At 44.3% G+C, this 24164-nt stretch carries 25 protein-coding genes; 7 read left to right on the top strand and 18 right to left on the bottom strand.

Annotated elements, in window-relative coordinates; genetic code table 11:
• Position 1: 1 nt before the first annotated feature.
• The gene (locus K7R10_RS10995; protein ID WP_224484761.1) at positions 2 to 1393 is read left to right on the top strand and encodes an alpha/beta hydrolase; all 1392 of its coding nucleotides are present in this window, start codon (positions 2 to 4) and stop codon (positions 1391 to 1393) included.
• A gap of 21 nt (positions 1394 to 1414) precedes the next feature.
• Positions 1415 to 2161, top strand: a complete 747-nt coding sequence (locus K7R10_RS10990; protein ID WP_224484760.1) for a class I SAM-dependent methyltransferase — start codon at positions 1415 to 1417, stop codon at positions 2159 to 2161.
• Here K7R10_RS10990 and K7R10_RS10985 read toward each other — a convergent pair.
• From K7R10_RS10985 to K7R10_RS10975, 3 genes are all read right to left on the bottom strand, one after another.
• A complete protein-coding gene (locus K7R10_RS10985; RefSeq protein WP_224484759.1) occupies positions 2148 to 2900 on the bottom strand; it encodes a DJ-1/PfpI family protein in 753 nt (250 codons plus the stop codon). The genes K7R10_RS10990 and K7R10_RS10985 overlap by 14 nt on opposite strands.
• A 30-nt stretch (positions 2901 to 2930) precedes the next feature.
• Entirely contained in the window at positions 2931 to 4397 is a 1467-nt protein-coding gene (locus tag K7R10_RS10980) for a serine hydrolase domain-containing protein (RefSeq protein WP_224484758.1), read from the bottom strand.
• A 150-nt stretch (positions 4398 to 4547) separates the two neighbouring features.
• Entirely contained in the window at positions 4548 to 4853 is a 306-nt protein-coding gene (locus K7R10_RS10975) for a septal ring lytic transglycosylase RlpA family protein (RefSeq protein ID WP_224484757.1), read from the bottom strand.
• Between the two features lie 340 nt (positions 4854 to 5193).
• Between K7R10_RS10975 and K7R10_RS10970 the strand changes: the two genes are divergently transcribed.
• Positions 5194 to 6285 carry an alkene reductase gene (locus K7R10_RS10970; RefSeq protein WP_224484756.1) on the top strand — a complete coding sequence of 364 codons (1092 nt, stop codon included), beginning with the start codon at positions 5194 to 5196 and terminating at the stop codon, positions 6283 to 6285.
• Between the two features lie 158 nt (positions 6286 to 6443).
• On the opposite strand, the gene K7R10_RS10965 is transcribed toward K7R10_RS10970, so the two are convergent.
• The 8 genes from K7R10_RS10965 to K7R10_RS10930 all read right to left on the bottom strand — a co-directional run bounded on the left by K7R10_RS10965 (position 6444) and on the right by K7R10_RS10930 (position 11847).
• Positions 6444 to 7184: a class I SAM-dependent methyltransferase gene (locus K7R10_RS10965; RefSeq protein ID WP_224484755.1), complete on the bottom strand. Its 741-nt coding sequence runs from the start codon at positions 7182 to 7184 to the stop codon at positions 6444 to 6446.
• Positions 7185 to 7342: 158 nt separating this feature from the next.
• Positions 7343 to 7630 (bottom strand): hypothetical protein, encoded by a 288-nt coding sequence (locus K7R10_RS10960; RefSeq protein WP_224484754.1) that lies wholly within the window; start codon positions 7628 to 7630, stop codon positions 7343 to 7345.
• A 53-nt stretch (positions 7631 to 7683) separates the two neighbouring features.
• Positions 7684 to 7953, bottom strand: coding sequence for a hypothetical protein (locus K7R10_RS10955; protein ID WP_224484753.1), 270 nt, complete (start codon positions 7951 to 7953; stop codon positions 7684 to 7686).
• The gene (locus K7R10_RS10950) at positions 7950 to 8255 is read right to left on the bottom strand and encodes a winged helix-turn-helix domain-containing protein (RefSeq protein WP_224484752.1); all 306 of its coding nucleotides are present in this window, start codon (positions 8253 to 8255) and stop codon (positions 7950 to 7952) included. Before K7R10_RS10950 ends, K7R10_RS10955 begins: the two co-directional genes overlap by 4 nt.
• Positions 8252 to 8866 carry a hypothetical protein gene (locus K7R10_RS10945; protein ID WP_224484751.1) on the bottom strand — a complete coding sequence of 205 codons (615 nt, stop codon included), beginning with the start codon at positions 8864 to 8866 and terminating at the stop codon, positions 8252 to 8254. Before K7R10_RS10945 ends, K7R10_RS10950 begins: the two co-directional genes overlap by 4 nt.
• 114 nt (positions 8867 to 8980) lie before the next feature.
• Complete coding sequence (locus K7R10_RS10940) at positions 8981 to 9613, bottom strand: DUF4386 domain-containing protein (RefSeq protein ID WP_224484750.1); 633 nt, start codon at positions 9611 to 9613, stop codon at positions 8981 to 8983.
• A 341-nt stretch (positions 9614 to 9954) separates the two neighbouring features.
• Entirely contained in the window at positions 9955 to 10878 is a 924-nt protein-coding gene (locus tag K7R10_RS10935; RefSeq protein ID WP_224484749.1) for a cupin domain-containing protein, read from the bottom strand.
• Positions 10879 to 11010: 132 nt separating this feature from the next.
• A complete protein-coding gene (locus K7R10_RS10930; RefSeq protein WP_224484748.1) occupies positions 11011 to 11847 on the bottom strand; it encodes a LytTR family DNA-binding domain-containing protein in 837 nt (278 codons plus the stop codon).
• Between the two features lie 242 nt (positions 11848 to 12089).
• Between K7R10_RS10930 and K7R10_RS10925 the strand changes: the two genes are divergently transcribed.
• The 3 genes from K7R10_RS10925 to K7R10_RS10915 all read left to right on the top strand — a co-directional run bounded on the left by K7R10_RS10925 (position 12090) and on the right by K7R10_RS10915 (position 16055).
• Entirely contained in the window at positions 12090 to 13331 is a 1242-nt protein-coding gene (locus K7R10_RS10925) for a peptidase U32 family protein (RefSeq protein ID WP_224484747.1), read from the top strand.
• A complete protein-coding gene (locus K7R10_RS10920; protein ID WP_224484746.1) occupies positions 13331 to 13561 on the top strand; it encodes a ferredoxin in 231 nt (76 codons plus the stop codon). Before K7R10_RS10925 ends, K7R10_RS10920 begins: the two co-directional genes overlap by 1 nt.
• 85 nt (positions 13562 to 13646) lie before the next feature.
• Entirely contained in the window at positions 13647 to 16055 is a 2409-nt protein-coding gene (locus K7R10_RS10915) for a beta-glucosidase (RefSeq protein ID WP_224484745.1), read from the top strand.
• A 195-nt stretch (positions 16056 to 16250) separates the two neighbouring features.
• Here K7R10_RS10915 and K7R10_RS10910 read toward each other — a convergent pair whose 3' ends face one another.
• From K7R10_RS10910 to K7R10_RS10880, 7 genes are all read right to left on the bottom strand, one after another.
• Positions 16251 to 17987: a glycoside hydrolase family 13 protein gene (locus tag K7R10_RS10910; RefSeq protein ID WP_224484744.1), complete on the bottom strand. Its 1737-nt coding sequence runs from the start codon at positions 17985 to 17987 to the stop codon at positions 16251 to 16253.
• Between the two features lie 55 nt (positions 17988 to 18042).
• Entirely contained in the window at positions 18043 to 18498 is a 456-nt protein-coding gene (locus tag K7R10_RS10905) for a DUF305 domain-containing protein (protein WP_224484743.1), read from the bottom strand.
• A 147-nt stretch (positions 18499 to 18645) separates the two neighbouring features.
• On the bottom strand, positions 18646 to 19092 hold the full coding sequence (locus K7R10_RS10900) for a hypothetical protein (RefSeq protein WP_224484742.1): 447 nt from the start codon (positions 19090 to 19092) through the stop codon (positions 18646 to 18648).
• An 11-nt stretch (positions 19093 to 19103) separates the two neighbouring features.
• Positions 19104 to 19877, bottom strand: a complete 774-nt coding sequence (locus tag K7R10_RS10895) for a DUF6090 family protein (RefSeq protein WP_224484741.1) — start codon at positions 19875 to 19877, stop codon at positions 19104 to 19106.
• Between the two features lie 102 nt (positions 19878 to 19979).
• Positions 19980 to 20651: a DUF6624 domain-containing protein gene (locus K7R10_RS10890; RefSeq protein ID WP_224484740.1), complete on the bottom strand. Its 672-nt coding sequence runs from the start codon at positions 20649 to 20651 to the stop codon at positions 19980 to 19982.
• Positions 20652 to 20817: 166 nt separating this feature from the next.
• A complete protein-coding gene (locus tag K7R10_RS10885; RefSeq protein ID WP_224484739.1) occupies positions 20818 to 21807 on the bottom strand; it encodes a hypothetical protein in 990 nt (329 codons plus the stop codon).
• Between the two features lie 205 nt (positions 21808 to 22012).
• A complete protein-coding gene (locus K7R10_RS10880; protein ID WP_224484738.1) occupies positions 22013 to 23428 on the bottom strand; it encodes a S41 family peptidase in 1416 nt (471 codons plus the stop codon).
• Positions 23429 to 23653: 225 nt separating this feature from the next.
• Here K7R10_RS10880 and K7R10_RS10875 point away from each other — a divergent pair, with 225 nt between their 5' ends.
• Positions 23654 to 24145, top strand: a complete 492-nt coding sequence (locus K7R10_RS10875) for a DinB family protein (protein ID WP_224484737.1) — start codon at positions 23654 to 23656, stop codon at positions 24143 to 24145.
• Positions 24146 to 24164: the final 19 nt, after the last annotated feature.

Below are 24164 nucleotides of genomic sequence, written 5' to 3'. Positions count from 1 at the left end.
CATGAGGTACTCTTTCGTCACTATTTTTTTGTTGGTACTGTCTATGGTCAGGGCTCAGGGTGAAGACCCCAAAGCGGGACAGGTCACTGATTCCATCGCTATAGCAGGAACAGAGAATACGCTTTGTCTTTATCTGCCTGTTGCTTACGACGCCACCAAATCCTGGCCGGTGATCTATATTTTCGACCCTGCGGGGGAAGGAATCAAAGCGGTTGAAGCCTTTAAGGAAGGGGCCGATCGTTATGGATACGTGTTAGTGTCGTCGAATGGAATAAAAAATGATTATTACCAGGTCAATTTCAACAAGATAAGACTCTTGTTCGATCAGGTTGAAGGGATGGTGAATACGCGCAAAGAGTTAAAAGTTACTGCCGGATTTTCCGGGGGAGCCCGTTTGGCTGTCGCGGCAGCAGTGCTTGAACCTGCCATCAAAGGGGTGCTGGCCTTTGGCAGTTCCTTTTCAATAAGCGATACCTATACCCCAAAGGAAAACCGGTTCGTTTATGTGAGCGCGGTGGGTGATCAGGATTTTAATTACCGGCCCATGCAGGTAGCTGAACAATATCTGAACAAGCTCAAGTTCGAGACCTATAACCTGGTGTTTCCCGGGGCGCATCACTGGCCTCCGAAAGAAGCGGTCGACAGGTCAATGCGGTCATTGCATATGAAGCTGATGAATAAGGGGTTCTTTAAACCGGAAGAAACCGATATCGAGGGTTTTTATGATATGGAGTACCGGTACAGTGAAGAACAGTTAAGCAATACACAACATTATCATGCTTATGCTAACTGGCTGGACGTCATGGAAGATTATAGATTTTACATCGACCAGGATCGTTTGAAAGACAGGAGAAATGAGATCAAACGAAACAAAACCTACAGGCAGCAACGATCGAATCATGAGTATATCAGCTCGGTCGAAGGTTTTTACCTCGATGATTATGTGAAATATCTTCCTGAAGATATCAAGAAAGGAGAGTTGGAGGCCCTGGGATATTGGGAGGACGAGATCACGGGCCTGAAGAAGAACTTCGAAAAGAGCAACAAAAAGGCATACCGCAATATGTACATGCGTCTGATGAACCTGTTGAGTGCGGTTTCAGACGCCATGGCCCTGAATATGACAATGGAAGAGCATACCGAACAATTGTTGTTCATCAACATCCTTAAAACACTGATCAATCCAAAAGATTACGAGGCTTATCTCAATATACTGCCCCTTACGGTGAGGGAGGGGGAATACGGGATGTCGTATTATTATCTCGAGCAATTGCTTGAGAACGGATTCAGAGACAGCGACCGGCTACGTGACCTGGAAGGGATAGCCCTGCTTAGAATTCAGCCTGATTACGGGGCTCTTTTGGAAGAATACGGGATGAAGACCTTGTATTAGCACTTAAAAAAGGAAGCCTTCATGGAACCACCCCTGAACCACTTTTCTGATGAACCTGAAAAATATCGCTCTTCCCGTCCCTTTTTTCCGGAAGCCCTGATACAGGAAGTCATGAGTATGGCAAAGGGTCACGCACTGGCCCTTGATGCCGGCACAGGCAACGGTCAGTTAGCTGGCAGGCTGGTGCCGGGTTTTGACAAGGTCATAGGTTTGGATATCAGCCTGGAGCAAATCTCTGTCGCTTTTGAAAGAAACCGGGTAGAATACCGGCAGGGAAGGGCAGAAGACACCGGGTTACCGGAAGAGTCGGTTGACCTGATCACCTGCGCACAATCATTTCACTGGTTTGATCGGGATGCCTTCTATAAGGAGGTTCTTCGAATATTAAAGCCGAACGGTCTGCTTGCCCTTTTAGGATACGGACTGATTCAGGGTGATGACAGGTTCAATGCGATGATGGATGATTTTTATCATCAACAGATCTATGATTACTGGCCGGAGAGAAGAAGGTGGATCGAAGCCGCCTATCAAAATTTTTCCTTTCCTTTTGATGAGGTACAGCTTACAGATGATTATCAGATAGAGGTTAACTGGGATAAAGCCTCACTGATGAACTATCTCAGCAGCTGGTCGGCGGTAAAATGCTTTCAGAAGGCAAATTCTTTTGATCCGGTAAGAGCATACTGGGAGGGATATCAGATGAAGGGAAGTCGTAGGTTTACCTTTCCTGTTTTTTACAGGATCGGTTACAGACCTATTCGACCCTGAGATGCGGTACCGTCTCCAGATTCCAGTCTATAACCAATCCGCCGGCAAGGTCCCTGGCGATCTCAGGACCATAAAGCACCTCACATAAATACAAAGCGGCTTCGAAACTTTTCGCTCCTCCTGCGGAAGTGATAAATTTTCCGTCATGAACAAATAATACATCACTGACCACCTCCAGATCAGGAAACCTGGCCTTGTAGGTTTCGATGTCAGAGGGGAAGGTGGTAGATGTAACCGAATCTAAAAGGCCTGCCTGTGCCAGCACGAAAGCACCGTCGCAGTGCGAAGTGACCCATTGCGCTTTTTCAGCCGTATTCCTGACGAAATTGATCATGGTACTGTCCTGAAGATCGGTATCCAGGTGATGTTCGGCACTTGGAACCACCAGGATGTCAATCTTTGGCAGGCTGTCTTTGGTATAGTCGAAATCAGGAAGTATTCGTACTCCCTCAAAAGTAGTTACCGGATCAAGGGTATTGGCGACGGTAAAAACATTCATCGCTTTTATACTGTCTCTGAAAACAGTGTGTTGGAAAATGTCGTACGGGGCAGTAAATTCGGTATTGAAAGTCCCGTCCATGATCAGAAAGGCGACGTTGTAGCGACCGGGTTTCAGGTCGGGGTGAGCATACTTTCCGGTGAGATTATCTCCTTCGGTATTCTCCTTACCATCGCTGTTGCAGGAAATAAGCGGGAATAACAGAAAAAGGCTAAAAGCAATATTGATAATGGTTCTCATGGGTGATAATTTTAGGCTTTATACAGTAGTTTAGTTTTTCATCTGGTTCTGCAGATTCTGAAATCGTGCAAGCAATCCTTTGTCGTCAGGATTTCTTTCGATAGCCTCTTGATAGTAAGAGGCGGCCAGGGCAAGTTGCTGCAGTTTTTCAAGATTTTGAGCTTTGAGGTCGTATACTTCCCAGTCATCGGGTAAGGCCTCTATCATGATATCGCAGAGCTGGTTGCTTATTTGGTAGTGACCTTTTCCAAAGTGAAATCTTTCCAGCCAATAGATATCTACAATATCGTCAGCTTCCCCTGATTGTTTTAGTTCGTGGTACTGTTTCACCAGATCGTGCCCTTGATCCTGTTCAATAGACTGGGCAAGAGTATAAGCGATCGTTCTTTCAGGGTGTCTCAATTTAAAGCCGGGATACAGCAAATGAAGACCTAAATCATCTGAAAGACTGAGGGAGTTTGAAAGCACAACAATGCCTGTTTCAGAAGATTTATTGTAGCCTATGAAGGAGGAAAAACCACCCGTTCCACCATTGTGTATAAGGATCTCAGTGTTCGTGTCGGGCTTCCAGACAAACCAACCCTTTTTGTAAAAAAGTGTGTTCTTACCCAGGTCATCAATTCCGGTAGGAATGACATCACCTGTATCACCCGTGAATAGTGTATGGTGTTCTTTTAAAAATCTGAGATAGCAGGTAAGATCCCTGGTATTGCTGATCAGTCCGCCGGCATAATGACTGGGACCATCGAAATGCCAGTAACTGTTAGCGATTCCAAGATGTGTAGGGATCGCTATTTCAGCGGCTACCGATTCATGCGAAAGGCAGGTATGTTCCATTCCGATCCCTTTCAGAAAGGGACCCATGAGTTCCTCGTAGTTTTTTCCTGATTTTACCTCCAGAGTCTTTCCAAGTATGGCATATCCCAGGTTGGAGTAGCTCCACGCGGCCTCGTTTTCAGGATCAAGCGCTATCAATTCTTCGTAAAATTTATCTTCGGTGTAACCTTTAAAGGGATCTGCCCAGTTTTCCGGCTGGAATAATGGAGAAAGCCTTGGTATTCCTGCTTTGTGGTTTAAAAGATCCCCGATCGCGATCCTTTTCCAGGGTAACTCTGTTTTTCCTTCCGTCAAAAGAAACGTTTCTAACTCCTGGTCTGATTCCTCATTAAAATATTGGAGTACCTGATAGGCGGTGAAGGTTTTTGTCAGTGAACCAATTTCGAAAAGCGTAAGACTGTCGGGCGCCAGGTTGTTTGTTTCTCCAAAGTTGTGATAGGTCACCCTGTCATCGGGATGTAAAATTGCCATCGCAATAGCCGGATTGATATCTTTTTCAGTTCTTCTGTTGATCTCCGCGAGCATATCGGCAGGCAGATCCTGAGCCAGGGAGCACCCGGCAGAGTTCATAAAAATCAGTATAAAGAGAAAAAACAGGCGCTTAATAAGAAACGGGAGTTTGATATCAGGGGTTCCCTGTGAAGAAGGTTTTTGGTTCATCAGTTCTGAAGGTATAAAAGCATCAGGATATGTAGGAAGACAAATATAGTAATGAAGTGTTTGTCTTCAAAGCAACCATATGCAAGGTTGAAAACATAATGATCTTTTGATTTTTATAGTGTTCAAATAAGAATAGGAAAGGATGTTTGCTCACTCAGATACGACCAGAAGGTGTACCCTGGCCACACCCTTATCTATAATGCCCAATTCCCGGGCAGCGGCTTTAGAGAGGTCGATGATGCGGTTTTTAACATAGGGTCCGCGATCGTTAATCCTGACAACCACCGACCTGTTGTTGCTGAGATTGGTGACCTCCACCTCGGTACCAAAATCAAGGCTGGGATGGGCAGCCGTCATTTTCTCCGGGTCATAGATCTCACCGCTGGCAGTGGGGTTCCCGGCCAGGGAATCGCTGTAATAGGAAGCCATACCTTCCTCTACATACTGAAGGTTCATAGGTGCTGGAAATACCGAATAAAACAGGATGAAAAACGGTAAAATGGTTTTTGCTATCATGGGCTTCAGCCGGGAGTTTCAGTTTTTCCGGAATGAATTATTTTCTAAGATAGCGAATCCTGTTGAAAATAAAAGCAGGAGAGCAGGTAGATGGCAGATTTTAAGCATGATATAAATTCTTATAGATACAGGGCATCATTGCATCGAGATTTTCGATTTCCAGGGCGTAAGGGAGCTATGCACATGACGTACAGAATTAAGGCTACCCCTTAAACCCAAAAAAGGATTGGATTTCTTTTGAACAGTGTAGCCAGAACTTACTAATCATAAAAAAAGCTATATGAGCAAACAGAATTTGTTAGAGTCTTACGATATGAACGGACTTGAATTATCTAACCGGGTGGTAATGGCTCCTATGACACGAAGTCGGGCCGATAATCCTGATAATGCACCTACAGATGATCTTCATGGTTTGTATTACGAGCAACGGGCCGGTGCCGGATTGATCATCACAGAAGGATCACAGGTTTCGCCCGAAGCTGTAGGATATGTGAATACGCCCGGGATCTATACCGAAGCACAGGTTGAAGGCTGGAAAAAGGTTACTAAAAGAGTGCATGACCGAGGCGGGAAGATCTTTATACAACTGTGGCACGTAGGTCGCATGTCACATCCTGACTTTCACGGGGGAGCGCTTCCGGTCGCGCCATCAGCGATTAACCCAAATGCTCAGTCATATACTCCCGAGGGTTTTAAGGATACGGTTACCCCAAGAGAAATGACCGGTGATGATATCAAAAGAACCGTGAATGACTTTAAGAAAGCAGCAGCAAATGCCATGGAAGCAGGGTTCGACGGAGTTGAAATTCACTCTTCTAACGGGTATTTGTTTCACCAGTTCTTTAACGCGACTTCTAACAAAAGAACCGATGAGTACGGGGGGAATAAGGAGAATCGTGCCCGTTTCTTCTTCGAGGTCCTGGATGCGGTTAGGGAAGTAATGCCTGAGAATCGTATCGGGGTGCGTTTCAATCCGTCGCTGCACGGGATCTTCGGGATGGAAATGGATGAGGAGACGATTCCCACTTTCGATTATATCATCGGTAAACTGAATGATTACGACCTGGCTTATGTGCATCTTTCAGAACCCTTTAATGATGTTTCTGATGTGCCTATTGCCGTGCAGGAGATCGCCAGGCATTACCGGCCTATCTATAAAGGAACGCTTATGATCAACACAGGTTTTGACAGGGAAAAAGGAAACGCTGTGCTGGAAACCGGAGAAGCTGACCTGGTAGCCTATGGGAAACCGTTTATTTCTAATCCCGACCTGGTACATCGCTTTGAAAAGAAGGCTGAGATCGCTCCATGGGATGAAGATACCTTCTATGTGCCCGGAAAGAAGGGATATACCGATTACCCAACCCTCTAAGAGGTGAATGCCTGATGGGAGTTTTACTTTTGTTGCAATCAAATGCCGTGAGAGATCACGGCATTTTTTTTAGAAATGCGGCCCTTATGATAAGTGGAAATAAACCTGAAGTCAGACAAAATGATTGTTTTCGCAATGGAGCCTTCCTTTCAGGAAATTTATCCCTTCACGAATATCATGCAGTGCTGCCAGGGGAGGTTCCCGATATTTTCCTTGAGTTTAAATCCGGCTGCTTTCATTTCTCTGACAGCCTGTTTCTCGGTCATTTTATGCAGCTTCTTTATCGGGACGCTCTGATCTTCACCCCGGTATTCGATCAGGAAAACCTCTCCGTTTTTCTTTAAGGCTTTTTTTACCGAGGCCATCATTTCCACCGGAAACTCCAGTTCGTGATACACATCGACCATCAGGACCTTATCCAGAGTCGATGCAGGAATATTGATATCCTGGTCGCTGCCCTTGACCACCTCTACATTTTCTACCCCCAGCTCCTTTTTCTTTCTTCTCAGCGCCACGAGCATCTCGTCTTGTATATCTACTGCATATACGGTTCCCTCCGGAACCCTGGGTGCCATTCTGAACACATGATAGCCTGATCCTGCGCCGATATCGGCTACTACATCATCGGCCTGTAAATCCATGTTGTTAATGAGTTTCTGGGTGTTTTCCTCTTCCTGCCGGCTGCTTCGTTCCAGCCACCTGATGCCGAGATAGCTCATCACCCGGGCGATCTCCCTTCCCTGGTACCATTTGCCGATCCCGTTGGGATCATCACTTTTATACGAATAGGGGTTTTGGGTAACAGGGTCCTGTGCGGAAAGCGGCGAAATGAGTAGTAAACACCCCAAAAGGAGAATCAGCTTTACAAAGCGGTCGGGCATAACGAAAAATTTATTCATTTGGCTATTCTGCCGGAAAGTTCCGGTTAAACTTAATTATAAATTATTAGTATTTCGATCCATAAGCCGTTTTTCATGAGAACATGAAGCTGTTTTTTAAGCCACAAAGATCACACCAGTTCTGATTGCTGAAAAGAAAAAATGATGGCTACGCTTTATCAGCTGCCTGCAAAGGGGGTCCCGAAGATCCCGACGGCGAGTTCGGCCCATATCAGGAAAGAAAGAAATAGAATTAACAGGCAAAGTCCAAGACGAAATCGCAGCGATGTTACTCGTCTTAAAATAAATTCACAGAGCGGGCCTGTTGTCAAAAGGAGAATGCCCATAATGATGAAGTCTGAAGTTGTCCAGTTTACCTCATTGGTGAACTGCATGGCTACAAGAGGAAGTAATAAGATACATCCTATGGTCACCAGGATTCCCGTTAATCTTTGATTGGGTGTCATATTGATTTAGTTTAATGAATTAATATTTCAGTTGATGATAGGTGTTTTCTTTTTCATAGTCCGGCCAACTCAGCAAGATCTCCTACCGCAAGGGTTGCCCAGAGCAGTAATAGAGCAAAGATGAAACGCAACCAAAATGGAAAGGGCACTCCGAGTTTGTTGCAGATCATGTTGGTGAGCGGGGGCATGTATAACAGGCTGAAGACCAGATAAAAAATACCTGGTCTTGGGTCGATCAAAATCCAGTTCAGAATTCCCAAACAAACAAAAAGCACAAATAATATGTGATCAGTAAGTTTACTAATACCAGTGCCTGTTTTCATGATCTTCGGTTTTCAGCGATAAGTTGTTCAATGGCATTCAAATGGTCTTCAAAGGCTTTCTTACCTGCGTGGGTCTTGAAATACTTGGTGTGGGGCTTTCGGTCTACGAATTCTTTCTCCAGGGTGATATAGTTGTTCTTTTCCAGGTATTTGAGATGACTGGCCAGGTTGCCGTCTGTGACCTCCAGAAGCGCCTTTAGGGTATTGAAATCAAGGTGATCATTAACCATAAGCGCTGCCATGATACCCAGCCGTATCCTGTTCTCAAAAGCTTTGTCAAGATCTTTCAGAATGGCTTTCACGAACGACGCTTCTTGTAAATGATTATTCCGTAAATGAGATGCATTAATCCAAACCCGATTCCCCAGAGATAGACACTGAAAGAAATGAAATAAAAGGCCAGTAAGCCGGTTAGAATTTCGATCAGTCCCAACGTTCGTATTTCGTCGACCGTGTATTTACTGCCGTTGACCAGGGCACAACCATAAAAGATCAGGGTCAAAGCGGGTAACCATCCTATGTATCCTTTATCCAGTACCATCAGGCAGAATATACCTCCGCTCACTAAAGGGATTCCCAGGTTGATCAGTAGCCGTTTGCTTTGAAGGTCCCAGACCTTCTCCCCGTTTTTCTTTGTCTCTTTCCAGGTGAAGAATAGCACGAGACCTATTGCTGTAAACAGGGCAGCCAGTGCTGTTACCACTAACAGCAGTCGCTGTTCAGCATTTATGCTGACAGCCTGATATACCAGCCAATTTTCTGTGGTTAAAAAGTATTGCTCAAAAAACCATGCTGCGGCGATTCCGACTATTCCGGCAGCCACTCCTGAAATTCCGCTGAGAGACAGGAATCGGGAGGAGCGATTCATCAGTTGCCTGATCGTTTTCAGATCATCAAGATAATTTTCTTCCATTTAAAAGTACTTTGTGATTCAAAGTAAGTAATAATTCTTGTAATAAAGAAATAAAATTCAGGAAGTTATATCAATTCGGTAATGGAGCAGCCACCGGGATTACTTTTGTGCCTATTATTTATGAAGGTCACTTCTGCCGTCTTTGATCAATAACCAAACCGCCAGCGACATTTCTCCTAAAACACCGGGTATTGCCACGAGCATAAGGAATACCGATTCATAATCGGCGTAATTTTCCATTAGAAAATGCGCCGTTGTATCGGTGATGTAGGCAATCCCGGCCAGTGTTAACAATACGGTTATAAATAGCGGTTTTTTCATGACCCTGGCCAGGAGAATCAGGTGGATACCAAAAAAGAACAAGCCGATGAGCCAGATGTTATTAAAGAGCGTTATCTGATCCAGGATCTCTTTTGCTCCTTCAGCTTCAAAAACCGGAGGTAAGGCAAAAACGGCAGCCCCCATTACTATCGCATGAATAAGCCTGAAGCAGCTGCTTAGCAATGACAGAAAGCGGTCTTTGAAAAGTTCATAGAGTCCCCAGGCAACCACCACATCCAGAACTGCGGTGATCAGAAAAGCCATGATTCCCCACCGTACCACCATAGGGTGGTCTTCCAGGGTGGGCACCGGTGCCTGGATAAGCGATTCAAGTACGAAAAAGTTTGCGAAGATCGCCGCAAGGAAAATAATGATATAGCTGATTCCGGCTATCCGGGCAAAAGGGGGTGAACTTGTTTGTTTCATGCTGACTATTATAAGCCAATTTTCCAATAAATAAAGAAAGGTCAAAAAAAAGACGGGTATTTATCTTATTATAACGATTTCATACAGCAAATCAGATGGCTGTTACCTGCAATTTATTCAGGTATTTACGTATAGTTTTCCGAAGTGGGGTGTTCCATCCCGATAATAAAATAACCAGAAAAAGTATTGCCTCTTAACAGATCCTTTCCATGAGATCTGATGAAAAAACAGCCTCCTTTCTGATAAATTTGTGAGGAAAATAATTGAGAGCTGAAGTAGAAAAGGGTAAAACCGAAACCTCTGTTTTGTTACGGCTTTACCCATCATCCACCATCAAAATATCAATTTTGAACATTTGGGTCGTAGCGCTGGTAAAAGTCATGTTGTTCTTCCAGGAAATCCATGTATGACTTGCCTTCAGCAAAATCAATATTATCTCCGAACAATATTACGATTCCTTCGAGAGGTTCACTGTGGGGATTATAAATAACATGCTTCATGTAGGGGGGGACAAACACGCTCATTCCCGGTTTCAGCTCCACCGGGCCGTTGCCAAAATCAGCTTCTCCACGACCTTTGGTTATGATGAACAAATTGGGAACCTGGCCTTTATCGAGCCCGCGTTCTGCATTAGCAGCCTGCTCGGGTCCGATGCTGAACCAGCCGATTCGTTTGTCTTTCATGGTATACAATCCTACATGGTCTACACCATGGGTTGGTAAAGATCCGTCTCTGGAAAAATAGGTGATCTCTACCGGATCCTTTTTCCAGAAATGTTCCATGACTTCATAGACTATGGCATCTTCTTTAATCCCGGCGTCAAACCCTTCCATGTTTTTCACTTGCAGGGGAACCATATCATCTGCTGTTGACCTGGCTGAGGCGGTGGCGGCATTCCATTTTCCACTGTGAAGATTGGATAATGTATTCTCATCAGCAAGCTCAAAATACCATGTGGGTCTCTCTGGCTTTCCCTGTGCCAGACTTACTTTATGAGGCCCATAGCTGTGAAAGGTGTATTCCTTATTTTTGCCGACTTTATAGTCTTCTTGTTTTCTTTCCGACCACACATGCCACCATTGGTCTCCGATCTTAATTCCGAAGTAGGCAGAGTGTGCCATCGGATCGGTTTTATAGCTATCGACAAATTCCTGCAGCATTGAGGTTGAAGAAGGTTGTTGAGCGTAAAAGGTCATAATACTTCCCATTAGTAATAAAGTGACTAAAACAGAAGTTTTTCTTTTCAGGTGAATTAGAGTTCTCATAGGATTAAAATTTTTGTTTTTGATTAGAAATTGATCACATCTTAAAGACGCGGGGTATTCCCTGCAGTTACGGGAATAATGCGGCTTTGTGGTGAAAAATGTCTATTTGTGGTGAAAGGGTAAGAGAACTATCTATCGACGTTTCAACAACGACATAATGTCTGCTGTGTAGGAAGGAGAAACAGGTACTTCTGAGTCGAAAGGGGCTAATATCAAACGCATATTTTGATGATTTCCTTTAATGGTACGAACCTGTTCCAAATTGACCATAAATGATCTGTGACATCTGCGGATGGCAGGATCATTCAAAGAAGTTACCAGTTGGCCGAGGGTAGCCCGAATCACAAATTTTTGCTTTTCATTTTTCTCGATATAAAATAACTCTATATAATTATTCTGGGCCCTTCCGTATAAAAAACGGGAAGCAGCCAGGGAGATCCGGTCTTTGCTTCCACTGCCTATAAATGTCAGTAATCGTTCTGAATCCTTATAATTATGCTGTTCTTTTAAAATATAATTCACCCGGTCTTGTAATGAACGATACCTGAAAAAGAAAAATACAGCGATCAGGGGGAAGATCAATACAGCCGGGCAGTCCCTTAAGAATTCGAAATAACTGCTCAGATGAAAGTCATGCCAGTTTCCCAGAAAATTATAAGTGAAATAAACTGCTGTACTTAAGAAAAACAAAGTCCATAAGCTCCAAAGGATCACGTTTTTGGGTGAATTGCTCCTGATTATCAGCGGTTTTAAGAGAAACTCGTTAGCTGCGCACGTCAATAAAAGGATGATGAAAAAATAAAGCATCTCCAGCAGGAATTCAGTAGTATACTTATGATCAGGATCATAATTATCTACTCCAAAGGGAAGAAAAAAGACGATAAACAAGTAAAAGAATATGGCAAGTGAAAAGCACAGGGTTAGTTTATATGCTTTTGAGCTGAAAAAGGAAAGATCATTCTTCTTCATCGGTGTATAATAGAATTCTGAGGATATGCCTCTAACAGTATAAAGACAACTAAATATAGATAAAATTCGAATGGCAATACGATCGCGGCAGAATAGCCTGTTTTAAGATATCTCAGTGCCTACACGTACTGACTACTTACCCTGAACCGGTTTTTATATGAAATATTTAAGGGGTCATGTGACTTTTGTCACTTTTACTTTTTACAAAAGCTTTTATTTTTGCCATCGCAAAATTCAGAGCTATGACCGAGTCAGGAAAGATCGAACTAATGGCCCCCGCCGGGAATTTTGAATCTCTTCAGGCGGCGCTTGATAACGGGGCCGATTCTGTGTATTTCGGAGTGGAACAACTCAATATGCGCGCCAGAGCCAGCATTAATTTCACCATAGACGATCTGGCGGAGATCACCCGAAGATGCCGGGAAAAGCAGGTACGTACCTATCTCACCCTGAATACCATCATTTACGATCACGATCTGACCCTAATAAAGGTTTTGCTTGACAAGGCTAAAGAGGCAGAAATTACCGCTGTGATCGCGATGGATCAGGCTGTGATCGCTTACGCACGACAGATCGGGATGGAGGTGCATATCTCAACCCAGATCAACATTACCAATATCGAAACGGTGCGTTTCTATGCCATGTTTGCCGATACCATGGTTTTAAGCCGGGAACTGAGTCTGAGGCAGGTAAAAAAGATCTGTGATCAGATCGAAAAGGAGCAGATAAAAGGTCCGTCAGGGAATTTGGTGGAAATCGAAATCTTTGGTCATGGTGCCCTTTGCATGGCTGTGTCTGGTAAGTGCTACCTGAGTTTACATTCTCATAACTCTTCGGCCAACAGGGGAGCCTGCAAACAGAACTGCCGGAAGAAGTATACCGTGATCGACCAGGAGAGCGGTTTTGAGATTGAACTCGATAACGAATATATGATGTCACCCAAAGATCTTTGCACCCTGGATATTCTTGATCAGGTGATCGATTCGGGGGCTAAGGTACTTAAGATCGAAGGCCGGGGGCGTGCCCCGGAATATGTGGCCAGGGTAATCAAAACGTACCGGGAAGCGATCGATGCCTATGAAGCAGGAACCTACTCCAAAGAAAAGGTAGGGAAGTGGATGGAAGAGCTGAAAAAGGTTTACAACCGCGGATTCTGGAATGGCTACTACCTGGGGCAGAAACTCGGGGAATGGAGCGATGGTCCGGGTTCACAGGCCACTCAGAAGAAGGTATATATCGGAAAAGGCGAGCATTTCTTTCCGAAAGCCGGTATTGCCCAGTTCAAGATTGAGGCTTATGATATAAAGGTGGGCGACAAACTTTTGGTGACAGGTCCGACCACCGGAGTACAGGAATTCCAGCTTACCGAAATGATGGTCGATGATCAGAAGGCCGAACAGGCTAAAAAAGGAGATTCCTGCACTTTTAAAACAGACTTCAGAGTACGGCTTTCTGATAAACTGTATAAAATCGTTGCTGCCTGATGGTCGTGGTCACCCTGCAACGCGAAAAATGCATCGGCTGTAATTACTGCGTGGAGCTGGCGCCGCTGCAATTCCAGATGTCGAAGAAAGACGGGAAAAGCGTATTGCTGCATTCCAAAGAGAAAAAGGGCTTCCATACCCTGAAATCACATGATAATACCATCTTTGATGCGTGTAGTGAAGCCCAAAAGGCCTGTCCGGTGAAAATAATTACCACAAAAATGCTGTAGGTCCTTATCTACCATTCTTTTTTCTATTAAAAAGATTCGTTCAGCTTGGTTATCTTTAAGGGATTGAACCTTAAGCTAACGTTCCATGAATAAATTCTTCAGGATCTTCCTGATCGCAACAGGGTCTGTACTACTTATCCTTTTGGTTGGCGGACTTATAGGTTGGTTTTATCTGAAAGCAACCTTTATCGATTTTGAATCAGAATATCAGGAAATAAACGTTCCCGGGAAATTAACCGTGAACGGGCGTGAGTTCATTGACCGCAATCGTAATGGAGAGCTGGATGTTTATGAAGATGACCGATTGACTGTAGAGGCCAGAGCTGCTGATCTTCTGGATAAAATGACGGTGGAAGAAAAAATACATTTGCTCAAGGGATCAGGGTTGGCATCAGCTATGGGAAGAACCGAACCCGGGGAAGGCATTCCCGGTGCTGTAGGAACCATTGTACCCACTCCAAGACTGGGCCTGCCCACTCTTTATTTGTCAGATGGCCCCGCAGGCCTGCGAATCGAACCTACCAGGGAAGGCGAAAAACGCACCTATTACTGTACGGCTTTTCCCGTAGCCACTCAGCTGGCATCAACCTGGAATACGCCGCTGGTAAAAAGTGTCGGTAAAGCCATGGGAGAGGAGGCACTGGCATATGGAATCGATGTTATATTGGGACCCGGAGCCAATATTCACCGACATCCCTTTTGCGGAAGAAATTTCGAATATTACTCTGAAGACCCGGTACTGAGTGGCAAGACAGGGGCCGCGATGGTCAGTGGCATAGAAATAAACGGGGTAGGATCATCGGTTAAGCACTTTGTAGCCAACAACCAGGAGACCAACCGCAATTTTAACAACAGCATGGTATCAGAACGTGCCCTTAGGGAGATTTACCTGAAAGGTTTCCGGATTATCGTCGAAGAGGCGAACCCCAGTACGATCATGTCTTCCTATAATAAAGTAAACGGTACTTATACTGCTGAAAATGGAACGCTGCTGACAGGAATATTAAGAGATGAATGGGGTTTTGACGGACTGGTCATGTCAGATTGGTTTGGAGGCAATGATGCTCCCGCCATGATCAGAGCAGGGAACGATCTTCTGGAACCCGGTACCAAAAAGCAATGGGATGCCTTGACTGAAGCATATGAACAGGGCAATCTTGATCAGAAGCATATCGATACAGCAGCTGAAAGAATATTGAAACTGATCCTGCGGTCTCCTAAAATGAAGGGTCTGAAGCCTTCCAATAATCCTGATCTGAAGGCTCATGCCAGGGTGGCGCGTGAGTCAGCAGCCGAGGGGATGGTGTTGCTGAAGAATGAATCGACACTTCCATTGAAAGGATCAGAGAACGTGGCGCTTTTAGGAGTCACCTCGTATGACTTCATAGCCGGAGGTACCGGGTCGGGAGATGTCAATGAGGCTTATACCGTTTCACTGCGGGAAGGACTGGCTTCAACCGGTTTCACCATTAACAGGGAAGGTGTGGAAATCTTTGAACGGCACCGGGAATCGCATCAGGATGAGTTTATTAAACCGGAAGGCATCGAAGCCATGTTCACCCCATATGATCCGCCGGAGATCTACTACAGCAATGAGGTCCTATCGAATCTGGCCGAGACCTCTGATCTAGCCGTTTTAACAATAGGAAGGAACTCAGGAGAGGGAGGAGACAGGAGAGAGAAAGATGATTTTAATCTTACGGTTGAGGAATCTGACCTCTTGCAACGGGCATCTGAAATCTTTCACAATTATGGGAAGAGGCTTATCGTGGTACTAAATATCGGAGGGGTAATCGAAACTTCCTCATGGAAAGACCTTCCTGATGCCATTCTTCTGGCCTGGCAGGGCGGACAGGAAGGAGGGAATGCCGTGGCTGATGTGCTCAGCGGAAAAGTCAATCCAAGTGGAAAACTGCCCATGACCTTCCCGGTAAAGGTTGGTGACCACGCCTCACATCGCAATTTTCCTTTGGAAGGAGAGCCCATGAAAATCACCGATATGATATTCGCAGGAGAGGTCGAGCCGGAGAAACAGGTGAGAAACCGTGATTATACCCTTTACGAAGAAGGAATTTATGTAGGGTACCGGCATTTTGACAAGAATGACCTGCCCGTTTCTTACCCCTTCGGATATGGACTTTCATATACCGATTTTACCTACGGTAAGCCTGAGGTTACTTTTAACAAGGATACGATCAGTTTGAATCTGGAAATAACCAATACGGGCAGCCATACCGGCAAGGAAGTGGTGCAACTTTACGTTTCGAAGCCTGAAACCCGTATCGATCGCCCCGAAAAAGAACTCAGAGATTTTGTCAAGACGCCCGATCTTTCTCCGGGGGAGACCTTTAGGGTGCGCTTCAACCTCCCGGTAAGTGAACTGAGTTATTGGGATGAAATGAAGGGCAGATGGAGTCTGGAACATGGAGGTTACTTTCTGCGTGCAGGGGCTTCTTCAAGAGACATAAGGGCTGAGGTCAATCTGGATTTATGATCATTGAACCTGCGGATAAGGAAGTTAGAGGCGAAGCTTTTAAATGATTCTTGTTCAACAAAAGTTCCAACCAATCGATCGACCCGTTTCTACGGGCAATGAAGCCATCTAAAGAGGTGGCGATATACAAGATAATTTCTGCCATGACTTTCGTTCAAAATATTTACTCCTACTGAAATCCTCGGGACTTACCTTTTATTTGAGCTGAACGATCAGGGCCTGGTAGGGTTGCAGTTTCAATGAGCTGTCGTCATGGAAGGGAAGGGTTTGGTAATTATTTATAAGTACTTTTCCCGTCTTCAATCCATCGGGCAAAGCTGCTTCTGCCTGCTTATCAGAAAAATTCAATATAACCAGCATCTTATCGGCATTCAGCGTACGGGTATAGGCATAGATCTGCTGGTGGTCGTCTAAAATCATCTGGTAATCTCCGTAGATCAACACCTCATTTTCATTTCGCAGACGGGTCATATTCCTGAAATGGTTGAGCACACTGTTAGGGTCTCCTTCCTGAACGGCTACATTTATTTCCTTATAATTCTCATTGACCTGTTTCCAGGGCGTCCCGTCGGTAAAACCGGCATGTGCTGTTGTGTCCCACTGCATAGGGGTACGGCTGTTCTCCCGCGAACTGTAATTTAGTACCTGCATAAAGGCATCCATGTCTTCACCGGCCTTTTGCGCGGTTTTATATTTGCCTATTGCATCTATATCCACATATTCTTCGATGGTGGGCATATCGATATTGGTCATACCGAGCTCATCACCATAGTAGGTGTAGGGGGTCCCGCGCATCGACAGAAGAAAGGTATTGAGCATTTGCGTCGATACCCGCCTGAATTCGGGAGAGGGGTTGCCAAAGCGGTTGACCAGCCTGGCGTTATCGTGATTCGACAGGAATACTGCCAGCCAGCCTTCTTTGGCAAAAGCGCTGTCCCATTTGGAAAACACTTCCTTGAATTCAGACAGTTTAAAACTTTCAGGTGTTCTTGCCATGTCAACATATTCGAAATGATAGGCGGTCTGAAGTTCTTCCCGGTCTGCATCGACCAGATCATGGGCATCCTGCAGGGTACTTCCCGCACCTTCAGCCACAGCGAACACCTCATAAGGTTCTATTACTTCTTTATACATCTCTTTCAGGTACTCGTGCAGCTGAGGTCGCATTCCGTACCATTTGATAAATTCCTTTTCGTGCCCTTCAGGAAATTCAGGATAGGTAGTGTCTTTACTGGCAAACTGAAAAGCATCCATGCGGAAGCCGTCGACCCCTTTCTCAGCCCAGAACTTCATAATATCGTATACCTCCTGTCGCAGTTCGGGGTTTTCCCAGTTCAGATCGGGTTGTTGCTCTGCAAAAGTGTGCAGGTAATAAGCATCAACTGCTTCGACATAGTCCCAACCTCCCTCGGGATCAAAGAGACTGTGCCGGTAGGGCGGCTCGCCCTTTTCGGCCGGCCACCAGTGATAATAATCGAAGTATTTGCTTTCTCTTGAACTGCTAGCTTCTTTAAACCAGGGATGCTGATCACTGCTGTGATTCACCACCACATCAAGCACAAAGCGTATGTCGCGTTCTTTCATTCCGGACAGCATGGTTTCAAAATCTTCCATGGTACCATACCTGGGGTGGATGGCCCGGTAATCTGACACGTCATAACCATTATCTACCAAAGGGGATTCAAAGAAGGGGTTCATCCATACCATGCCTATTCCCAGACTCTCCAGGTAATCCAGCTTTTCAATAACACCCTGAAAGTCACCGAAGCCATCACCGTTTGTATCTTTAAAACTTTGCGGATAGATCTGGTATAATACTTTTTCCTTCCACCAGTTGCGATCGGTCATTTCTGTTTCTGTTTGAGCGGGTTTTTCCTCTTTACAGCCCAGGGTTAGAAGAGTCATCAAAAGTAATAGTGAGGTTCTTTTCATAAACGGGATTTTAAGTTGGTAATAATATGGAAGTCAGGTTTTATTTTCTATGATTTCATTCATTCTCCAGTCGCTCGATATATTTTTTCATCTCGGCGATCTCCTTTTCCTGGGCCCTGATGATCTCCTGAGCAAGCTCTTTCACTTTTGGATCTTTAATGTCAGCTCGCTTACTTGTAAGGATCGCAATGGAATGGTGGGGGATCATGGCCTTCATATAGCGCACATCTCCAATAGGAATTTGCCGGCGTACCAGGTAAGTTGAAAGCCCCATTAATAAGATGCTTCCTAAAACGATAGCGATGTTCTTCGTTTTGTTCTTGTACATCTGTTTCATAAAAAGGAACATGATGATCGCCATGGCACTGATTCCGATAAAAGTCATATACATTCGGGTCCAGCTGAAAAAGATATGATCGACCTGGTAGGTATGAAAATACATGGTGATGTACATGGCTATAGCAGAACAACCCAACATGAGGATATAGGTAGTGTAATTTGATTTATTCATTTCAGTCGTTTTTCAAGCGGGCTGAGACATGAAATCACTTATTGATATGAGTTAAGCGAAATTAAGAAATGAGGCTTATTATATTAAAGATACAAATTATAAGCGGAGTCAGTTTTCATTTTCAGCTGCTTGCATAAACAGAAAAATTTACGGTTCTGGTTTTTGCCTTGCCGGGAAGAGGTTGATTATCGATATACCAGCGAAAAACAGCTGGGAAAGGGTGAAGACTGCTAATGAGATACATATAGCCGGATTGATATAACCGGCATATGCTGATCGTGTTGAAAGCTCCAAATCCCGCTGCAGGTGACCCATGGCCAGGAGTAATACAACGGCAATCATAGACAGGTATATAAGGAGGTTGCCGGAAATTTTTTTACATGATTTTCCTTTTTTTTGAACTGTGATGTAGAACAGGAGGCTTAAAAAAAGTACGAAAGCAAGCAGCAGATTCAGGAAAAACTGATCCATGACGTAATAGGTGTCCAGCAGGTTTAAGAAAATCAACTCCTCTTTGAACAACCATCCGTGTACCAGAAGTAAGAAAAGCACAAGGAAGAAAAGAAAGGCAGGTTGTAACAGTCGTTTCATCATCAGTAAGGCTACTAGGATCCGGATTCTATTTGTTTTCCTATAAGTGCCAGAATAGCCTCGATTTCCTGTAAAAGTGGCTGGTAATGGTAGGTTTCTGTAGCAAAGCTGGTCAGCAGGAAATAGAGCACATTGTTTTCGAATGCCGGTGACTCCAGCATGGCCAGGTTAGTTCTCACTGAATTTGAAGGAGACAGCTGCAGTTGCTCACTGATACCTGTATCATCAAAGATCTGTCGTATGCTGCTGTTGTCATCTCGAAACATATCTAAAACATTTTCGCGCTGGAGGGCGAGATCTCTTTCTTGTTTGGCAATGTCTTCCAGGGTGGCGAACCAATTGGTAAGCCGGATACGCAATTCAGGGTTTGACAGGTCTTTGAGGCTTCCGGAACTTACCATTTCATTCAATAGAGAATTATTGGCATTGAAGGAGATGTCATAGGCGAATGTGGTATACAATAACTCAGAAAACCGGGTTTCTGATGGCTTGTTATTTCTGTTGTTGGTATAGTTCAGGATTTCCCTGGCTCCCTTCATGTTTTCGCGGTTTACCCCGATCAGCTCCCGAAGTTTGTTTTTGCTCATCTTAAATTCGGTTTCCAGACCGGAGAGGTAGGTGTTCTCTGTTTTTTTCAGGCTGTTTTTCGCGCTGGCATTGTTGATGGCCAGGGCGATCAGGATTCCGATCACGACAAGGGCGATCTCACCCAGGGCATAGAGCAGGTATCGTCTTAGCTTTTTGCTTTCAACCAGTTGTAACCGAATATTTCTGAAAAATCTGAGCATGAATGAATGACAAGTGGAAAATAAGTGAAATATAGTTTGGAAGCATATTTACAGGCTGACCAGAAAAAAATCAGCTTACAAATCCATCAGAAGCCATGAAAATTATAATTGGTTACCGGGTAGGTTTTCAGGTTTGAACATCTCTTCCATTTCTTCGAGAGTATACACACGGTATTCCATATCCATGCGGCTGGCATATTCTTCAATTGTACCGTTGAATCCCGCCTGTCGCCTTCTTTCATTTACTTTATCAGGATCTTTGATGGGCCAGATCACAAAAACCTGCTCTTCTTTTCCTTTGGGTTTTGCACCCCATACCTGGGTTCCGTAAAGTTGTTCCTTACCCTGGTCCATGAGGTACCGGTCTTCCATCTGCGCCACATATCGCATGGGTAATTCGCCCTTTTCGCCGGCTTCCCTGATCAAGGGGAGGTACTTTTCAATGCTTTCTGAGTGCTGCACAACATACCATGCTGCTCTGTTGGCGGGCTCACCGACCATGGATTTTCCGGGATACCCGTAAGTATCCAGTATTTCAAATACTTGTTGCTGGTTTATCGAGTCCTGTTTCACAGAGATCCCCCAGGGATTGCTGGTAAATTCTTTTTCAGAATATCCGATCAGCGCGAGCAACTCGTTCTTGCGTTCATCGGTAATGGAAGGATTCATCAATTCGCGAACCGCCTGGTCGCGTTTCAATATGGATTCAAGCTCCAGTTTTAAGGAGTCATTGACAGATTGAGCATTCATGCTGAAAGTCAGCAAGACAAACATTAGGGCGAAATGGTTAAATCTCATCAGGCAAAAAGTTGATTAAACATAGATATCATTAATGCTGTTTTGATAACAAAACGTTTGTTAAGATAAACAATTCAGGCGGTATCTTTTAAGAGTTTGCTTTTACCGATAAAAAAATCCCTTAAATGGTAACCCGGTTTTTTCAGGGGGCATCATGCCTTAAAGAATCGAGGTACGAATCGAAACTTTGTGTTTCCCTGTATATGGTTTCAGCATATTCAGGCAGGTGTTTTTCCAGGATCATGGCGATATTATAACCCAGCGGATAGTAATATCGATCATTATAGATGTTGTATAAGTTTTTGTCTTCCGCGACTTCATAGTCCTGAAACATTCCGGTGATCAGACCGTTATCGGTGTCAGCTAAAATAGAAGTGTCTGTTTGTTGCTCTGACAGATATCGTTTACATAAAGATTCAAAGTACCGCGCGTGCCCTTCTGTCAGGATCTCGTAATCTTCTATTTTTCGAATGTCGATACCATATTCTTTTTTGATCCTATCGATGCGAGCCGCTCGAATCGAGTCATATTTTTTTAATCCTTCTTTGAGATTCCTGTTTTCTCTCCAGATCCCTTTCAGCAACTCATTTTCCAATCGAACACTTTCTTTAAACCATTCCAGATCCCGGTGATAAGCACCGAGAAACTCATCCGGACCTCCCGGGATTTCAAGGTTTACGTAGTAGGCTTTGTGTTCGGGAATAGCACGCTGATAGCCATGAAAGAGTTCATGAATCACCATGATAGACCAATCCTGGATATCGGTAATGTCAGGGATAAATTTTTGGGTAAGATCGAAGCTTTGAAACAGCAGTACATTTTCACGATAATGCAATTGGGTACGGTCTTCATCACTGTAACTGGATGCAAATTGAAATGAGGTTGTATCGGTATAGGATGCCGACAGCCTGATGCGTGCCACTTCTTCCTGAAAGGGAGGTAGTTCACTGTGTTGGGTAATTGACCGTATGTGCTCATTGGGGTTTAAGACGAAGGTTCCGCTTCTGGTATAATATACGATCGGCTGATGAAAATTTTTATCCGCGAATTCGGGCCAGTGCTTCTTACCCACTTCATTCTTGATACTAAGCAGGTACTCCAGGTGACTGAAATCCCGGTGGTTACTTGACAAGGAATCAATTCCTGAATTTTCCTGAGCTGAACAAGTTAAACCCGGAAGAAAAAACACCATCAGAATTGATCTGTACAGAGCGTTTTTGATTTTTGAACCAGTCATCAATTATGCTTTTAGTGAATTAAATATAAGTCATTTATTATGAGGGCTTTCCATAGCCTTTAAGGGATTGCCATAAGCAACTTTCTTGCTTATGGATTTATCAGTAATCACTTTTAGCAAACGGGATGGCCTTCAGATAGCTGATAGCTTTCTCTAACTCCGGATCCCGGTCTTTCATGAAATCAGCGACCGTTTTTGTGACGTATATATCCGGTTGTATGCCCACCCCAACGAACTCCCGGCCATCGGGATACGTGTCTTTCTTGGTGCAGACCCGTGCAGCTCCGCCTCCCGGCAATTCAAAGATCATAGGCTGTCCGGTACTGCCATAGGTAGGTTCTCCGATCAGCGTCATATGTTCCTGGTTATCGGCGGCAATCAGAAAATCTTCGGCCGCTGAAGCGGTATGGTTTCCAATAAGTAAAACGGTGGGGATAACGAGACGTTCGCTTTGTAATGGCTCTGTAGGGGTGGGGTCGTTAGCGAATTCATGCATGTATTGATCCTGATAGGAAAGGAGTGCCTGTTTTTCCCAATTCCTGTCTTCACCCTTTACGGAGATGGTGTCGGCAGGCTTCACCCACATTCCCCAGGCTTTGTATGCAGGGATATGCAACCTACTTTGGGAAACCGAGCTCTGCAGCTGATCATCGTTGGTGAGGTATTGCAGGATAAAGGTTCCGATATCGGTGTTTCCACCTCCGTTTCTGCGCAGGTCGATCACCATTTTCTTTGCTTTTTTAAGTTCAGGTAGCTTTTCTAAAAACAGGGAATCTATTTCCGGATACCCGAAGCTGTTCAAAGCCAAATAAGCTGTTTCGCTATCGATCCATTTCAATTCCAGCAATTCTTGTTTTGCTACCGGGGGATGCATCTGATCATCTTCAGATTTCTGTCGGGTCAGGTGCAGATCGTATATACTATTGTCGGGTCTTTTGAGTGTCAGTTCAAACGAAGTGCCCAGCGGTGACTGTAGCAATCGGGAAAAGATCTTGTCTTCCAGTATGTAGTCGGTGGAAGATGAAATATAGGGCCTCACAAATTCCTCAGCATATTTCGGTACTGGAATACCGTTAACCGAAAGTATCTCTGATCCAATGGGAACTTCCTCTTTTTTATTTGTGTTAATACCCGTAACGATCGCCTTTCCATCGATGTTTTCCAGCCGTAGCCGATAGTTGCCAAACGAATTGGAATCGATCAGACTATCAATGCTTTCAGGCAGATATATTCCGGTGTGTCCATCTTTTAATATGGCACAGAACTTTTGTAACAGGCGATAGTATTCATAGTCATTTTCAGTTTCCTGAACCGCATCGATAAGGCGTATATATTCACTTTCCCAATGTTTTCGGTCTACTTTATCGAGATAAACAAAATTGTAGTTCACCTCCTGCCAGAATTTGGAGAGACCATAGACCTTTTCGGTTTTACTGAGGGTATTGGGTAACCGGACCTGCGCAAATAAGGTGGTCGATAAAACTGTGGTCAGGAGGGTCAGAAGTATTTTTTTCATAATTTTTCAAGTATGCCGCAGTGTTTTAAACAGCTATTTATTCATAGACTTGATATGCAGATTTTTGTTACATCGAAAAGGTTGATTTTAAATTCCAACCATTCTATTCGGCAACAAGGTTTTGGAGGAGAAGAGGCCGGGAGGTAAAATGCTGATTTTGAAATTGGTAACTTTACAAAAGGAGATATATGTCCAACTTAAAGACAGATCAAAATATTTGAAATTATGGCTATTACAATTGAGACGTCGCATACTGAAAAACTGAAGCAACACCTGAAAGAGGCCTTGTCAGGTAAGAACGCTCATATTACGCTGGAGGAAGTGGTGCGTGATTTCCCTTTGGATACTATTAATGAAAAATCTGCAGGCCTCCCTTATTCCCCCTGGGAGATTTTGGAGCATATGCGTTTTGCCCAGCACGATATATTGGAGTTTATCAGGAACCCGGATTATAAAGAGCCGGTTTGGCCTGATGATTACTGGCCTGAAGTGAACGGAGATCGTGAGAGATGGGAAGCGACGGTTAAGAGATTTCAGGCTGACCGTAATGAATTAACACGCATGATAGAGAAGGGAGATCCTGATCTCTTCGAACCCCTGCCTTTTGCTTCTGACTACACATTATTTCGGGAGATAACACTGATGGTGAACCATAATTCGTATCATACCGGTCAACTGATGCTTCTGAAACGAATATTGTCAGGGAATGAAGCTTAGCCTGCGATTTAAAATCGAA

Origin of the sequence: Robertkochia aurantiaca (genome assembly GCF_020166495.1) — a bacterium.
Lineage (GTDB): Bacteria > Bacteroidota > Bacteroidia > Flavobacteriales > Flavobacteriaceae > Robertkochia > Robertkochia aurantiaca.
This window is presented reverse-complemented; position numbering and strand designations above follow the sequence as displayed.

Bases quoted from the DNA above. Each gene is read 5' to 3' on its own strand.
- K7R10_RS10985 (WP_224484759.1), bottom strand. From the start codon at position 2,900: ATGAGAACCATTATCAATATTGCTTTTAGCCTTTTTCTGTTATTCCCG.
- K7R10_RS10935 (WP_224484749.1), bottom strand. From the start codon at position 10,878: ATGAGAACTCTAATTCACCTGAAAAGAAAAACTTCTGTTTTAGTCACT.
- K7R10_RS10905 (WP_224484743.1), bottom strand. From the start codon at position 18,498: ATGAATAAATCAAATTACACTACCTATATCCTCATGTTGGGTTGTTCT.
- K7R10_RS10915 (WP_224484745.1), top strand. From the start codon at position 13,647: ATGAATAAATTCTTCAGGATCTTCCTGATCGCAACAGGGTCTGTACTA.
- K7R10_RS10955 (WP_224484753.1), bottom strand. From the start codon at position 7,953: ATGAAAACAGGCACTGGTATTAGTAAACTTACTGATCACATATTATTT.
- K7R10_RS10995 (WP_224484761.1), top strand. From the start codon at position 2: ATGAGGTACTCTTTCGTCACTATTTTTTTGTTGGTACTGTCTATGGTC.
- K7R10_RS10925 (WP_224484747.1), top strand. From the start codon at position 12,090: ATGACCGAGTCAGGAAAGATCGAACTAATGGCCCCCGCCGGGAATTTT.
- K7R10_RS10920 (WP_224484746.1), top strand. From the start codon at position 13,331: ATGGTCGTGGTCACCCTGCAACGCGAAAAATGCATCGGCTGTAATTAC.
- K7R10_RS10890 (WP_224484740.1), bottom strand. From the start codon at position 20,651: ATGTTTGTCTTGCTGACTTTCAGCATGAATGCTCAATCTGTCAATGAC.
- K7R10_RS10970 (WP_224484756.1), top strand. From the start codon at position 5,194: ATGAGCAAACAGAATTTGTTAGAGTCTTACGATATGAACGGACTTGAA.
- K7R10_RS10975 (WP_224484757.1), bottom strand. From the start codon at position 4,853: ATGAACCTTCAGTATGTAGAGGAAGGTATGGCTTCCTATTACAGCGAT.
- K7R10_RS10945 (WP_224484751.1), bottom strand. From the start codon at position 8,866: ATGGAAGAAAATTATCTTGATGATCTGAAAACGATCAGGCAACTGATG.
- K7R10_RS10900 (WP_224484742.1), bottom strand. From the start codon at position 19,092: ATGATGAAACGACTGTTACAACCTGCCTTTCTTTTCTTCCTTGTGCTT.
- K7R10_RS10940 (WP_224484750.1), bottom strand. From the start codon at position 9,613: ATGAAACAAACAAGTTCACCCCCTTTTGCCCGGATAGCCGGAATCAGC.
- K7R10_RS10980 (WP_224484758.1), bottom strand. From the start codon at position 4,397: ATGAACCAAAAACCTTCTTCACAGGGAACCCCTGATATCAAACTCCCG.
- K7R10_RS10960 (WP_224484754.1), bottom strand. From the start codon at position 7,630: ATGACACCCAATCAAAGATTAACGGGAATCCTGGTGACCATAGGATGT.
- K7R10_RS10965 (WP_224484755.1), bottom strand. From the start codon at position 7,184: ATGAATAAATTTTTCGTTATGCCCGACCGCTTTGTAAAGCTGATTCTC.
- K7R10_RS10875 (WP_224484737.1), top strand. From the start codon at position 23,654: ATGGCTATTACAATTGAGACGTCGCATACTGAAAAACTGAAGCAACAC.
- K7R10_RS10990 (WP_224484760.1), top strand. From the start codon at position 1,415: ATGGAACCACCCCTGAACCACTTTTCTGATGAACCTGAAAAATATCGC.
- K7R10_RS10895 (WP_224484741.1), bottom strand. From the start codon at position 19,877: ATGCTCAGATTTTTCAGAAATATTCGGTTACAACTGGTTGAAAGCAAA.
- K7R10_RS10930 (WP_224484748.1), bottom strand. From the start codon at position 11,847: ATGAAGAAGAATGATCTTTCCTTTTTCAGCTCAAAAGCATATAAACTA.
- K7R10_RS10880 (WP_224484738.1), bottom strand. From the start codon at position 23,428: ATGAAAAAAATACTTCTGACCCTCCTGACCACAGTTTTATCGACCACC.
- K7R10_RS10910 (WP_224484744.1), bottom strand. From the start codon at position 17,987: ATGAAAAGAACCTCACTATTACTTTTGATGACTCTTCTAACCCTGGGC.